At 41.6% G+C, this 13488-nt stretch carries 13 protein-coding genes; 4 read left to right on the top strand and 9 right to left on the bottom strand.

The window, feature by feature from the left end:
• Positions 1 to 380: 380 nt before the first annotated feature.
• Both V7K50_RS19300 and V7K50_RS19305 read left to right on the top strand, forming a co-directional pair.
• A complete protein-coding gene (locus tag V7K50_RS19300; RefSeq protein ID WP_334962758.1) occupies positions 381 to 1946 on the top strand; it encodes a P-loop NTPase fold protein in 1566 nt (521 codons plus the stop codon).
• A gap of 1 nt (position 1947) precedes the next feature.
• Positions 1948 to 4344, top strand: a complete 2397-nt coding sequence (locus tag V7K50_RS19305) for a WD40 repeat domain-containing protein (RefSeq protein WP_334962760.1) — start codon at positions 1948 to 1950, stop codon at positions 4342 to 4344.
• A gap of 14 nt (positions 4345 to 4358) precedes the next feature.
• Here the strand turns inward: V7K50_RS19305 and V7K50_RS19310 are convergent, their stop codons facing one another.
• Positions 4359 to 4517, bottom strand: coding sequence for a hypothetical protein (locus tag V7K50_RS19310; RefSeq protein ID WP_334962762.1), 159 nt, complete (start codon positions 4515 to 4517; stop codon positions 4359 to 4361).
• Positions 4518 to 4539: 22 nt separating this feature from the next.
• On the opposite strand from V7K50_RS19310, the gene V7K50_RS19315 reads away from it, so the two are divergent.
• Positions 4540 to 4617, top strand: coding sequence for a hypothetical protein (locus V7K50_RS19315; protein ID WP_334962817.1), 78 nt, complete (start codon positions 4540 to 4542; stop codon positions 4615 to 4617).
• Between the two features lie 14 nt (positions 4618 to 4631).
• A complete protein-coding gene (locus tag V7K50_RS19320; RefSeq protein WP_334962764.1) occupies positions 4632 to 5921 on the top strand; it encodes an ATP-binding protein in 1290 nt (429 codons plus the stop codon).
• A 67-nt stretch (positions 5922 to 5988) separates the two neighbouring features.
• On the opposite strand, the gene V7K50_RS19325 is transcribed toward V7K50_RS19320, so the two are convergent.
• From V7K50_RS19325 to V7K50_RS19355, 8 genes are all read right to left on the bottom strand, one after another.
• Positions 5989 to 6543: a TniQ family protein gene (locus V7K50_RS19325; protein ID WP_334962766.1), complete on the bottom strand. Its 555-nt coding sequence runs from the start codon at positions 6541 to 6543 to the stop codon at positions 5989 to 5991.
• Entirely contained in the window at positions 6497 to 7351 is an 855-nt protein-coding gene (locus V7K50_RS19330; protein ID WP_334962768.1) for an ATP-binding protein, read from the bottom strand. The genes V7K50_RS19325 and V7K50_RS19330 overlap by 47 nt, the downstream gene beginning before the upstream one ends.
• Positions 7352 to 7355: 4 nt before the next feature.
• Positions 7356 to 9215, bottom strand: a complete 1860-nt coding sequence (locus tag V7K50_RS19335; protein ID WP_334962770.1) for a Mu transposase C-terminal domain-containing protein — start codon at positions 9213 to 9215, stop codon at positions 7356 to 7358.
• Positions 9216 to 9419: 204 nt separating this feature from the next.
• A complete protein-coding gene (locus tag V7K50_RS19340) occupies positions 9420 to 10202 on the bottom strand; it encodes a M48 family metallopeptidase (RefSeq protein WP_334962773.1) in 783 nt (260 codons plus the stop codon).
• Positions 10199 to 11698 (bottom strand): type I restriction enzyme subunit R domain-containing protein, encoded by a 1500-nt coding sequence (locus tag V7K50_RS19345; protein ID WP_334962775.1) that lies wholly within the window; start codon positions 11696 to 11698, stop codon positions 10199 to 10201. The genes V7K50_RS19340 and V7K50_RS19345 overlap by 4 nt, the downstream gene beginning before the upstream one ends.
• Positions 11647 to 11787, bottom strand: a complete 141-nt coding sequence (locus V7K50_RS30765; RefSeq protein ID WP_442944633.1) for a helix-turn-helix domain-containing protein — start codon at positions 11785 to 11787, stop codon at positions 11647 to 11649. Before V7K50_RS30765 ends, V7K50_RS19345 begins: the two co-directional genes overlap by 52 nt.
• A gap of 14 nt (positions 11788 to 11801) precedes the next feature.
• Positions 11802 to 12566, bottom strand: coding sequence for a TVP38/TMEM64 family protein (locus V7K50_RS19350; RefSeq protein ID WP_334962777.1), 765 nt, complete (start codon positions 12564 to 12566; stop codon positions 11802 to 11804).
• A gap of 33 nt (positions 12567 to 12599) precedes the next feature.
• The gene (locus V7K50_RS19355) at positions 12600 to 13304 is read right to left on the bottom strand and encodes a TIGR04283 family arsenosugar biosynthesis glycosyltransferase (RefSeq protein WP_334962779.1); all 705 of its coding nucleotides are present in this window, start codon (positions 13302 to 13304) and stop codon (positions 12600 to 12602) included.
• Positions 13305 to 13488 lie beyond the last annotated feature (184 nt).

Genomic DNA, 13488 nt, shown 5'->3' on the forward strand with positions numbered 1-13488 from the left:
AAAAATTTTCCTATCGCCTAGAGACGTGGTTAAACTCACGTCTTTTTCTGGTTTAAAGTTTTGTGTAAAATTGCAAAATATTAAGTTTTTAAGGGTAGAGGTTGTACTTTTGAATCTTAAGCTGTGAGTTTAACACTTAAAACAGCTATGCGAACACGCGATATTTTTAGGTATCAAGGACAAAAAGCGATGTCTACGATGTGCTACGCCTAAACACTTTGTCAAATGATTATAAAAATCAAATCGCAGAGGTAGAGAGAAGGCTGAGGAAGAGGTTAAGAAAGAGCGATCGCTATTAGATGGCGGTGGGTAGGCTAAATGTTGTCATCTGCCGTTAGGATATGTTACAGGTGTAAAAATTATCTCTACTGCTAGCAAAGATGAATATTGACCCTGTAGCTAATGTACTTAAAAGTATTGCTAAACCTGCGGCTTCTCTTGTTATTAATCAAGCTCAACGCAATGAAACTGTAGTTAGAACCTTAAAACAATTCAATTTTGACCCAGTACAACCACCTAAAGATGTTGATGGTGTTTATGTTTATTCTTTAATTGAGTATGGTGTGGATAAGCCCGAAGTACTGCTGAATCTTTTTCGAGAAATAGAAATTAAAAATGCTTTTTGGAGTGCTTATACTTCAAATAATCCTTTGGGGTTCTACAAGGAAGTAGAAAAGTTTTTGCAGGGGAAGGATTCAGAATTTGATATCCGATTGATGAGAATTGAACTGCGATCGCAGTTAGAGGAGTTTGGGGAAATATTTATTAAGGTTGCTAAAAGAAGTAAATCAAAAGAGTTTGAGCCTTTCCCTGAATGGAATTTAGATGAGTATCCAACAGAATTTAAGTCATTAATTAAAGAAAAAATTCGCTCGTTTTGTGGTCGTCAGTTTGTTTTTGACGCATTTAAACAATTTTGCACTAAAAATCGCAGTGGTTATTTTACAGTAGTGGGTGATGCGGGGATGGGGAAGAGTACCATTGCTGCTAAATACGTCTGGGATCATAAATCACCATGCTATTTTAATATTCGCCAAACTAGTAGCAATCGAGCGGAGCTATTTCTTGAAAGTATTCGCAAGCAATTAAGTAAGCGTTACCAGTTGCAGAATGTCGAAAAGGCTAATTTAGCTGATTTACTAGAACAAGTTAGTAAGAAAATTCCTATTAGTGAACGTCTGGTAATTGTAGTTGATGCTTTGGATGAAGTGGAGCAAGAAACTGGGGGTAATCTTTTAGATTTACCAACGGCGCTACCGGAACGTGTCTATTTTCTGCTGACTAGACGACCATATACTATAGATAAAAAACGCTTGTCTGCACCAGATGTCCCGATGGAGGAGCTAGATTTAAGGGCAAATGACTATGTTAATTTGAGCCGTGAAGATATCAAAAAGTATATTGGGTTATTTTTGAATGTCGATGAAGACCATAAGAAGGCACTTAGACAATGGATTCAAGACCGCAAAATTGATGAGAATGATTTTGTTGAGCAGGTAGCAACTAAGAGTGAAAATAATTTCATGTACCTGCGCTATGTCTTGCCAGGAATTGCTAAAGGTGACTATAAAGACCTGAGTTTAACGCAATTACCCGATGGTCTTCAGGACTATTATCAAGTTCATTGGGGACGGATGGGGATGGATGCAAAGCCCCAAGAAGTAAAAGTATTTATCCTGTTTATTTTAGTGGAGATTGGCACACCAATTACCTGGAAGATGATAGCAGATATTGCCGAACAAGATGAAGATGATGTGCAATCAGTTTTAGAAGAGTGGGTTGAGTATTTGAAGCAGCAGGATATAAAAGGAGAAATCTGCTATAGCATTTATCACGCTAGTTTTTTAGACTTTTTGAAAGCAAAACGGGTTTTGGATTCCAAACGGAAGCTATTTCAAGAGGTTAATCAACGCATTGCAGACTACCTTATCGAGAAGATGGCGTGAAATGGGAGAATTTGCTGACAAATTAGCGGCACAAAGTCCTGCATTTCAACGTGCTTACTTGGGTAGTTTAGCGCCAAGCTTGGTGAAGTCAAGAAATTTGGACAAGTATTACGAAACCCTAACTAATTTTGATTTTCTGGTAGCAAAGATCAACCATGCTGAGTTTGGAGTGCAGTCGCTAATTGAAGATTATGATTTGTTAGATGATGCAGATACATTCAATTACCCAGGATACAACTCAGAGAAAGTCAAAAATCTCAAATTGATTCAAGGGGCATTAAGACTGTCAGCGCATATCTTAGTAGTGGATAAGGAGCAATTAGCGAGTCAATTGCACGGACGGTTAATAAATCAGAAAACCTCAAAGGAGGTTCAAATATTATTAGCACAAATAAAGCGAAGCACGACTACCCCTTGGCTGTGTCCCTTGAATATTAGTTTAACGCCACCAGGAGGACACTTACTCCGCACCTTCACTGGTCATAGTAACTCGGTAAATGCCATTGCTGTCACCCCTAATGGGCAACAGCTAATTTCTGCATCCTCTGACAACACCCTCAAAGTTTGGAATCTGGCAACTGGAAAGCAACAATTTACCCTTAAGGGTCATAGTCACTGGGTAAATGCGGTCGCCGTTACTCCCAATGGGCAACAGGTAGTTTCTGTATCCTGTGACAACACCCTTAAAGTCTGGAATCTGCTAACAGGAGAGCAACAATTCACCCTCAAGAGTCATAGTGACTCGGTAAATGCCGTCACTGTCACCCCTAACGGGCAACAGGTGGTTTCTGCATCTTCTGACAACACCCTCAAAGTCTGGAATCTGGCAACAGGAGATGAACTATTCACCCTTCCTTCAGAACGCTACGCTAACAATGGTCATAGTAACTCAGTAAATGCCGTCACTGTCACCCCCAATGGGCAACAGGTGGTTTCTGCATCTTCTGACAACACTCTCAAAGTCTGGAATCTGGCAACAGGAGATGAACTATTCACTCTCAGGGGTCATAGTGACTCAGTAAATGCTGTCGCTGTCACCCCCAATGGGCAACAGGTAATTTCTGCATCCTCTGACAACACCCTCAAAGTCTGGAATTTGGCAACAGGGGAGGAACTGTTGACTCTCAGGGGTCATAGTAACTCAGTAAATGCAGTCACCGTCACCCCCGATGGGCAACAGGTAATTTCTGCATCCTCTGACAACACCCTCAAAGTCTGGAATCTGACAACAAGAAACCAACAATTTCTCCTTAACGGTCATAGTGACTCGGTAAATGCCGTCGCCGTCACCCCCAATGGGCAACAGGTGATTTCTGCATCCTCTGACAACACCCTCAAAGTCTGGAATCATTCTTGGATAGAAGATATTTTTTCTGCCATGACTTTATTTTTTCAAGGGCAACTCAATCGCCATAGTTCAGGGGTAAATGCCGTCGCCGTCACTCCTAATGGACAACAGGTGATTTCTGCTTCCTATGACAACACGCTTAAAGTCTGGAATCTGGCAACAGGCGAGGAGTTATTCACTCTTAATGGTCATAGTGACTGGGTAAAAGCCATCGCCGTCACCCCTAATGGACAACAGCTAATTTCTGTATCCGATGATAAGACTCTTAAAGTCTGGAATCTAGCAACAGGAAAGCAACAATTCACCCTCAAAGATCGTAGCGACTGGGTAAATACCGTCGCCGTCACTCCTAATGGACAACAGATAATTTCTGCATACAAAACCCTCAAAGTCTGGAATCTAGCAACAGGGAAGCAACAATTCACCCTCAAGGGTCATAGTGATTGGGTAAATGCCGTCGCCGTTACCCCCAATGGGCAAAAGGTGATTTCTGCTTCCTATGACAACACCCTCAAAGTTTGGAATCTAGCAACAGGGGAGGAACTATTCACCCTCAACGGTCATACAAACTCTGTAAATGCTGTCGCCGTCACCCCGAATGGTCAACAGGTAATTTCTGCTTCCTATGACAAGACTATCAAAGTCTGGAATCTGGCAACGGGAGCGGAAATATTCACCCTCAACGGTCATACAAACTCCGTAAATACCGTTACTGTCACTCCCAACGGGCAACAGGCGATTTCTGCCTCCGATGACAACACTCTCAAAGTCTGGAATCTGGTGACAGGGGAGGAAATATTCACCCTCAACGGTCATACAAACTCCGTAAATACCGTTGCTGTCATCCCCAACGGGCAACAGGCAATTTCTGCCTCCGATGACAACACTCTCAAAGTCTGGAATCTGGTAACTGGGAAAGTCATCGCCACTTTCACAGGAGAAAGTCCCATCCTTTGCTGTGCAGTTGCACCCCATCACATGACAATTGTGGTAGGAGAACAATTAGGTAGGGTACATTTTTTGCGTCTTGAAAATATAAGAGAGGGATGAAGAGAAAAGTAATTTTATCTAACCAAGATTTCATTGACGGTAATGTTTACATCGGGGAAAGCTTTAATTGATAAAGTTTGACCACTAGCGAACTTTTGCATCAACTGATATCTTGCGGCTGTTGGTTGTTGATAAACAGGAGGCTTACTAGTACTAGCAAAACGACGCGGCATAATTTTAAGCGTATCTCCCGGAATTCAAGCTTTACGTGATGCAGGTTTATGGTTATCTGATACTTTAGTGAATTTGCTTAAACAACAGGCTGGAGAATAGGTACAAAAATAACTATGAATTCACCACCCAGACCACCCACTACTAATCATCTCAGAGGACATCCAAGGGAGTTTGAGCAAATCATTCAAGAAAAAAGCCAAAACTTTGTCGGTCGTGAATTTGTCTTCACGGGTATTAATAACTTTTTCGACCGCCATCGCCACGGTTACTTCACTATCATTGGCGCACCCGGTAGCGGTAAAAGTGCCATCCTCGCCAAATATGTGACAAACAATCCTCAAGTTATTTATTACAATGCCGAACTTGAGGGTAAAAATCGTGCTGACGAATTTCTCAAGGTTGTTTGTACTCAGTTAATCGACTGGTTGCATGATTTAAGAACCCCACCCCAACCCTCCCCGCAAGCGAGGAGGGAGCAAGATTTAAGAATCCCACCCCAACCCTCCCCGCAAGCGAGGAAGGAGCAAGATTTTTCCCAGTTAGGGGGAGTTCCAGATAATGCGACTGAGGGGAGTTGGTTTTTGTCTCTTCTCCTTCAGCAAATCAGCGATGAGTTAGAACCTCATCAAAAACTGATAATTGCCATTGATGGGTTGAATTGCATTGACCGCAACAGCCAACCACCTAGTACAAATCTGTTTTATCTCCCCCGCTATCTCCCGGATGGGGTCTATTTCCTCCTCACTCGTAGACCTTTCTTGCGCGAGAAGTCGGGTTTATTAATTGAAACGCCGTCGCAAAGTCTTGATTTGGCAGATTATCCAGAAGAAAATCGGCGGGATATTCAAGCTTATATTCAAAGTTACCTAACCCCCCTAACCCCCCTAACCCCCCTTCCCTATGAGGGAAGGGGGGGACAAGATTACTCCTCTCACCTTGTAGGGGAGGGGTTGGGGGAGAGGTCAAGTTTTAAATCTTGGCTGAGTAATCACCAGATTAATGAGGAAGAATTCTGCGATCGCCTCACCACTGACAGCGAAAATAATTTCATGTACCTTAGCCAAATTATAAGTGCGACACTTGGAGGTTTTTACCCGGAACCTTTCCAGTACAACCAGTTAACCTCGGTTCTAGGAGCATATTATCAGCAGCATTTACAGAATATGATTTCATTTGAGCAAGAGGAAGGCTTTAACATAGCTGTGCTAAATGTATTAGTCCAACAAAAACAACCAATATCAGTAGAAGCGATCGCTCATATAATTGATGCAGATGAATATGAAGTTGAGGAAGTACTAGAAAATTGGCTTGAGTTTTTACAGCAGCAACGAATTGCTGAAGAAATCCATTACAGCCTCTATCATTCCAGTTTCCGTCACTGGCTAAGTAGACAACAAATATAATATTCTAGGTACTGTTCCTAACACTCCCCATTCATAGAGAGATAAATTAAACTACGTGCATTATATGTTAATAGCGCTTCTGACGCTTCACCATTTTTGCAAAAGGCAGGGAACAATGGGTGCATTCCCCTAGCTCCCAATCAGCAGGGATTGGAAATGCTGTCTCACAGTTAGTACATTTTGTTAATAAACCCAACTGGTGGCGATCGCACTTCATTTTCTCCTTGAACTGCCACTCAATGCGGTGACAAGGAGCTTCTGCATAGCAAGCACCACATAACCGAATTGGTCTGGGTTTCATAGTCATACCCTTTGGTGGCAGCATCTCATATAACCTCTCGACCTGCACACCAATTAGCTTACTCAAAGCTTTTAATTCCTCAAGACTCGGAAATGGATTGAAATAAAGCTTCTCCCATCGCGTTGTGATAGCACCAAGACCAGTAATTTTTCCTAAAGAATATCCTGAAGGAAGACTGTTAGCCTTAAATCGGCGCAAGCGTCCTAGATAATGACTGATGCTTTCATTTGGGTATGGCTCAACATAACCCAACCTTGGCAGAATGTCATAATCTTCATTTATTACTATTTCTGTTTTCTGGGGGAATATATTTTCTGCCATACCGACTAGCGATTTTTTCTAAAATGCTTTGATCAACTTTGCCAAAGCCATGCTTGAGTGAATGTAAAACTGCCTTCGTCAGTATTTTGACTAGCAGTCCTATTCGCGCACCTGTACTTTCAGCTAAAACCTCAAATATAGTTCCCTCAGATAAATTAGAAGCTTCAGGCAGAGCCAGAATATCGAATTCAATTGTACTTAGTGTTTTCTTAAAATCATCGTATTCTAGGCGGTCAAACTCATACAGTGTTGGAAAGCTAGTCAACAAATCAAAATCGGCTAAGATTTTATCTAGCTCCTGTCCTCCAACTAAGACGACAGGAACATGACATTCGTCAAAAAGTTGTTTAAGGTCTAGCAGTGCTTCTCTTTGGAGATTTTCAGCATTGTCAATAATGACCTGTTCTATCCCAAATAATTCAAGACTACCAGCCAATCTTGGACGTAAATCTACCCGCTTACCTGTTGGTGCTGCGTGGTTAATATCCTTAAGAATTTGCGAAAATAGGCGCTTGGAACTTGATGCTGACCAAGCTCTTACATAGGAAAGTTTTTTCCTATCCTCTTGGCGATAGTGACGAGACGCTCGACTTTTCCCCACATCTCTAGGGCCAATTACTCGACCGCATTGTTTCAGTATCCGCAACTCATCTAACCATCTGAAATATTCTGAAGCACGATCAGTTGGTATGAAGCAATTATTGAATATCTCTTCAACTTCAACGACTTTAGCAAGTTGGGCATTTAAATCTAGCTCAGGAGCTAAGGCTTCAACGGAGGACTGAATAGCAAGTTGCGATCGCGCCATAGAATTACCAAATCTTTTTCAAATGTTGTTTACGGTTAGGGACAAGCAGCTTGTGTCTTTCCTGCTCTTGAGTGTCAACTTGAACAGATAGTTCTGGTTGTAGTTCTGTTTTCTGAAGCTCTAGTTCTTCCCTTGAAACTCTCTGTGGCAAGAGTTCCAGTTTGTCATCTTTCTTTGAAGAAACATTAGCTCTACTTTTCCTCAGTTCAACAACATTTGAGGTTTTCTTGCAAGCTGAACGTAGACGCTTTTGTTCTGAGCGTCTTTTTTCCTTTTTGTCCTCTTTACGTTCCTCTACAAGTTCCTTCCGTTTACCTAATGCTAATAAGGCATCATAGTTAAAATGCTCCTTACGAGCTTGACTTCGCTCTTTATTCAAGGCTTTCAATTCTTCCACACTCAAATCATGGGTATCCATGTTGACGGCATGAGCATAGCCCAAGAAATCTTCTAAATTATCATTAGTTTCGCAGCTGTAGATATATAAAGTCAGGATATGGTCTGGATCATATCTAAGCGTTACAAATTCACCTCTATATGCCTTGAGTGATTCTCCTCGATAAATCAGGTTCTCAAACTGTATAGATCCATGCGCTTGAACAACTCGTTGCGCTTCTTTCATCAAACAGATATCTAATTCTCGCTCATCCAAAGGTTCAGGTAGTTTTCTTCCCATTCCTGTAAACCAGCGCTCAAATCTTGTTTCGCGGGGATCTTTAGGATATGGTTCGTGGTTATAAATATCACAAAAGAAACTAGCTAGGATCTTGTCTATATCTTGTATTGTCAAACACGCTTCTTTCTCTGCATTTTTGGGTCGTTCCTGAACATTTGACCCTGTATAACCAGGTAAATCTTTGAGAACTTGAGTATTAATAGTTTTAAAAATGCGTTCTACAATACCGCCTTCAGGAGGGCGATCGCGTAGTTCACACTGAAATCCTAGTTTCTTACCAATGGCTTTAAGATGTTTTGAGCGAAAATCTTTTCCACCATCAGTAAAAAAATATTGAAAAGGAGTCCCGCATATTTCCCAAACTTTATTTAGCTGATAATCTTCAGGATAGTTTTTGGGCAAGATAGCGTGTCTTAAAGCTAAAGCCACCTCTGTAGAACCTGGTTGTTTGATCCATAGGCGGAAACCAACAATACAGCTTGAATAAGTATCCACAATAGTAGTTAGCCAAGGACGGTCAGACAATAAATTACCATTACTATCAACTATGCGAATATCCAGTTTGGTATGGTCGCATTGAATAATTTGGTTACTAAAGTCAGCCTTCAGTAGCTGTCCATCTCGTGTTACAACTGTCATCCAAGATCCCGAACCCGGATTTCTCACTTTTGTCTTCTGTTTATGTTGTGCGATTAAAGGATCTAAAATCCTATAAACAGTAGCTTGATGAGGATAATCTCCTGGTTTCAGCTTCAGGTCAACGATCGCGTGTCGCTTTACTTCCCGAACTATAGATGCTGGTGAAATTGGATGTTTGTTTTTAAGACTTTCTTCATAAATTGCTTTGATAAATTCTTGCCAGTCTTCGCTGACTCGATGTTTTCCCTTATCTGAGCGTTGTACTCCTGCTGATTCTGATAACTTGTCATCATGGTATTGCTTGAGGAGACGTTCCACCTGGCGAGTAGAAACACCAAGCGTATTTGCAATAGCCTGCTTTCTCTGAGACTTAATCGTGCGATTTGGTGATTCAGCAAGCCACTGGATCAGATTAAATGTCAGTTTATGCCTATCTGATGTTTCCAGAATAATTTGGGATGGATCTACAACAAAATTACTCTTGTCAAGAAAAATAGCATCTGGAGCTTGCGTTAATTCTTCCGTGAATTCAAATTGTTTGTCTGCCATTGGAGTGAAAAACACTCATGAATAATTAAGGTACTAATGTACCATTAATTTACTAAGAATGCGACATACAATTTGATAAATGCCTAAATCTTAACAAACGACATTTAATTTGATAATCTAGGATTTACGACATAGAAAATGCGAATTATGCAAATTTATTTTCTATGTGAGTAAATAGTTTATAATCCTTACAGAGTAAAGGTTTCAGCTATTTAGATGCGGTTGCGACACTATCTGCGAATTACGACATATAATGTGCGAATGTACATATAAACTAAAAATTGCGCCGTTTTTTGCTAACCACTCTTTTCTATCTTCGTAATTAGGTAAGATTCGCTCTACCCTGTCCCAAAAATCTCTATTGTGGTTGGGTTGCACTAAGTGAACCATTTCATGCACTACCACATATTCAATCATGGAACTAGGAAGCAAAGCAACCCGCCAGTGGAAATAAATATCACCTTTTGGGTTACATGAACCCCAACGATTACCGAGTTCGCGCACTTGGATAGAAGTAGGTTTTGCGCCGATTCGGTTAGAAATTGATGTAGTAATTGATTCTAAATGCTGTTGAATATGACCGCGATACCACTGAATAAATAAATCTCGATCTTGCTGTTGATGCGATAGCGAAGCGCTGCTGCTTTCAGCAGATCGCAAAAGTTCAAAGCGTCCTTGGTAAAGTCTAAGTGGGGTGTTTGCGGTGTCTACTAATTTCAGGCGATAGCTGCGTCCTAAATAGTGGAAGCCTTCGCCAGGTAAATAAGTTTTTTGTTCAGATGGCGGTTTGATTGCTGATTTTTTGAGCAGTTTGCTGTAAATCCAGAAGCGGCGTTGTTCGATAATTTGTCCTAGTTTTTCTACTGGGACTTGAGGTGGTGTTGTGATGATTAGTTGACCGTCGCGTTCGATGGTAATTTCAACTGTGCGACGACGGGGACTTTCGCGCAGTTCAAAGGAGAGTTCTCCAACATTAATGGTTTTCATCGCCCTCGATTTGCATCGTGTCGTTCGGCTAATTGGGTGATTTGGTCTGCTAAACCATCCAGTTTACTATCTGGGAAGACATTTAAATCTTCTAATTTCAGCCAGATATTCTTGCGGAGGTTTTCTCTGGCTACCAAATCGTTCCAGAAGCCGATTACATAACTTTGGTTGTAGATATAGTCTACCAGTTCGGTGCTAAAGGTTTGGAGTTGGGTGGAAATTTCCGGTGTTGGTGAGTCTAGCGCATCTATGAGAGCATTGAAGAAGGGGCGAATTCGGGCTGATGGTTGATTTTCGCTAACTTCGGTTTGTTCAGTTCGGACTTTTTGCGCTAGGTTTAAAAATTCTGTAGCGATCGCATTCCAATTTGCACCCAAACGTTGTAAAATTTCTTCTAGTTTATCGCTCAGGTTGCGGTAATAAACTGGGTCATCGTCTAGATGAGTGCGGATGTGGTATCTGATGGCGTGTTCCATTTCCGCCGCGCGAGTTTGCACGGAATGTCTTTGTTGTACCCGTTGCTCAAAGTCCAAGTCTAAAATATTTACTGGTGAGACTTTGAGGTTAATACCCTGAGATTGAATGTGTTCGTCTATCAGCGCTTGAACTTTTTCTTTCGCGTCTTCTGGGCGTTCATCTCGGAAAATATCATCGACTAATTTCTTTAATTCCCCCAATTCTTTGGCATCTTTGAGGTAGCGCAAAGCTTGGGGACGAGGTAAAAAGGCATCCATTGCTTGCAGAAACTCCCGCAGCAGTTGGTAGAATTCCGCGCGCGATCGCTCATCATGATTTAGGATATTTACACAAGCTTCTTTGTCATCGTCAATATTTAAGTTGCGTTCTTGCCAAAAGTTGATTACCCGGTGGTGGGCTTCGTCTAATTTGGGTAGTTCTTCTTGGATATCAAACCAAGCGCCATCGACATCTTCTTGATCGTAGACACTCATGGCGGCGGCGATGTCGATACCGTAATAGTCTACAATTAAACCGTAGTCTTTACCTTCGGCGGTGCGGTTAGTACGAGCGATCGCTTGTAATAAGTCATGTTCTACTAAGCTGCGGTCTACATATAGCACTTGTTCTAAAGGTGCGTCGAAGCCTACCAGCAATTTATTATTCACAATTAAAAAAGCTAAACCGTCTTCATCTAAGTTTTTCCAGAAGCGGTTTTTGTAGGTGGTGTGGTTATTTTCATCAGTCCATTGTTTCCAGGTTTGGGGGTCTTTTTTGCTGTCGGCGGAGATAATCGCCGCAAATTCCAAGCGCTTGATGGTATCTAGATAAGGATAAGCTTGTACCAAGATGCGGTATTCGGCGGGTGCGGATTCTAATTTCAGACTTTGCAAAATAACGGCTTTTGATTCTAATTCTTGAATCAGTTCGGTTTTAGCTGCGGTAAGATATTCTTGGTACAAAACGCAAGCTTGGCGATCGCTTGCTGCTACCTGAGCTTTAAATTTACCCTGCATGATCCGGGTGACATAGGGGAGCATCTCAGCTTTGTTAGAACAAAAGAACTACTAGCACCTAAAGGTGCGTATTCCAAAAGCTCACCAGGCTGGCAATTCAACGCCCTGCAAATCCATCTGTCCTACCCTACAATTCCTCTTCTAAAGCTTTGCGTGCAATCTGGGTGACATAAACTGTAACGGCGACTGTCGCAAACAAACCCAATATGCGAATTGCCCATTGCAAAGTAGGGTTGGTAGGTTGAGTCTCAGTGCCAATCATGGCAAGATTACCTGCAAGGGAACCAAGATAAACATACATGATGGTTCCAGGAATCATGCCCACGGAGCCGATAAAGTAATCTTTGAGTGAAACTCCTGTGATGCCAAAGGCATAGTTCAATAAATTGAAAGGAAATATGGGAGATAGTCGCGTTAACAGCACAATTTTTAATCCTTCTCTTCCAACCACTTGGTCAATGGCGGCAAATTTTTTGTGATCGGCGATTTTACGAGCAATCCAGTCCCTTGCTAAATAACGTCCGACGAGGAAAGCAGCTGTAGCGCCAAGGGTTGCACCAATGAACACGTACAAAGAACCCCAAATTGCACCAAAAATCACACCACCTCCCAAAGTGAGAATAGAAGCTGGGAAAAAAGCAACGGTAGCGATAATATAAAGAGCAATAAAAGCTATGGCTCCCACCGCACCAAGGTTATCAATCCAGTGCAAAGCGTCCGGTAAAATTGCTTGGGGATTGAAAGAATTTGGATTTGCAGATTCTTGTGCCAAAGCCAGGTCTGTGTTTAATGAGAAAGCAAAGCTAAGTACTAGTAATATTAATACAATCAATCTCAAAAACTTCCGTAAGTCTCCAGAATTAAATCGATTTACGATAAATTGCTTGTTCATAACTTCGACGGATAAGAGAAATTTTTAATTTACCTACTTAAATTTTTCTTGGCGATACCAGCTACGAATTCGCTCAGGTGAAACGCCGAGTAAATAAGCAATAATTACTATTTGATTAAGTAACGTAGTTTTGAATACTCCTTTTTGCAACCATCTACGGGCGGAGGTGACAACTGGTGTGGGGATAATTACAATGCGTCCAAGGCGTTTTAAACGACGGATGAATTCAAAGTCTTCCATGATGGGCAATTGGGGAAAGCTGCCTATTTGCTCAAATACTTCTTTTGTGACAAAAATTGCTTGGTCGCCATAGGGCATTTGGTAAAAATGCGATCGCAAATTTACTCCCCACTCTACCCATCGTAAACTCAAAAGTGACGCATCAATCCGCAAGTTAAATGCACCAGCCACAGTCCCAGGCTGTTGTAGTGCTGTGCGAATCATCTCATCAAACCCAGTTGGCAAACGGGTATCTGCATGAAGAAATAGCAGAATATCACCACTAGCTGCTAAAGCACCCGCATTCATTTGCACAGCCCGACCCGGAGATGATGAGATAACTTTGATACCTAAAGACTGAGCTATTTTTGGTGTGTGATCTTTTGAGCCACCATCTACTACAATCACTTCTATATTTGTGCTGGGTTGGGTAGTTGCGTTAGCTTCTTTGATATTTACCGCTTCATTAATAGCTGGAATAATAATAGAAATTCTACTACTTACAATATTCTGATTCATAATTTCTCATCTGACTCCTGACTCTGATTTTTCACGTTATGTGGAAAAGCCACGAAACACCTAACCCCCTTCCCGCGTCGGGAAGGGGGAAAATTCAAAGTCTTTCTCCTAAAAGGAGAGAGAAATAGAAGTGAGGTTTTGCAGATACCGTGAAAAGTCAGCTCCTGACTCCTGAATTCTCTTC

This window comes from Nostoc sp. (genome assembly GCF_036917135.1).
In the GTDB taxonomy this organism is placed as follows: domain Bacteria; phylum Cyanobacteriota; class Cyanobacteriia; order Cyanobacteriales; family Nostocaceae; genus Nostoc.

Bases quoted from the DNA above. Each gene is read 5' to 3' on its own strand.
- V7K50_RS19300 (WP_334962758.1), top strand. From the start codon at position 381: ATGAATATTGACCCTGTAGCTAATGTACTTAAAAGTATTGCTAAACCT.
- V7K50_RS19305 (WP_334962760.1), top strand. From the start codon at position 1,948: ATGGGAGAATTTGCTGACAAATTAGCGGCACAAAGTCCTGCATTTCAA.
- V7K50_RS19310 (WP_334962762.1), bottom strand. From the start codon at position 4,517: ATGCCGCGTCGTTTTGCTAGTACTAGTAAGCCTCCTGTTTATCAACAA.
- V7K50_RS19320 (WP_334962764.1), top strand. From the start codon at position 4,632: ATGAATTCACCACCCAGACCACCCACTACTAATCATCTCAGAGGACAT.
- V7K50_RS19325 (WP_334962766.1), bottom strand. From the start codon at position 6,543: ATGGCAGAAAATATATTCCCCCAGAAAACAGAAATAGTAATAAATGAA.
- V7K50_RS19330 (WP_334962768.1), bottom strand. From the start codon at position 7,351: ATGGCGCGATCGCAACTTGCTATTCAGTCCTCCGTTGAAGCCTTAGCT.
- V7K50_RS19335 (WP_334962770.1), bottom strand. From the start codon at position 9,215: ATGGCAGACAAACAATTTGAATTCACGGAAGAATTAACGCAAGCTCCA.
- V7K50_RS19340 (WP_334962773.1), bottom strand. From the start codon at position 10,202: ATGAAAACCATTAATGTTGGAGAACTCTCCTTTGAACTGCGCGAAAGT.
- V7K50_RS19345 (WP_334962775.1), bottom strand. From the start codon at position 11,698: ATGCTCCCCTATGTCACCCGGATCATGCAGGGTAAATTTAAAGCTCAG.
- V7K50_RS19350 (WP_334962777.1), bottom strand. From the start codon at position 12,566: ATGAACAAGCAATTTATCGTAAATCGATTTAATTCTGGAGACTTACGG.
- V7K50_RS19355 (WP_334962779.1), bottom strand. From the start codon at position 13,304: ATGAATCAGAATATTGTAAGTAGTAGAATTTCTATTATTATTCCAGCT.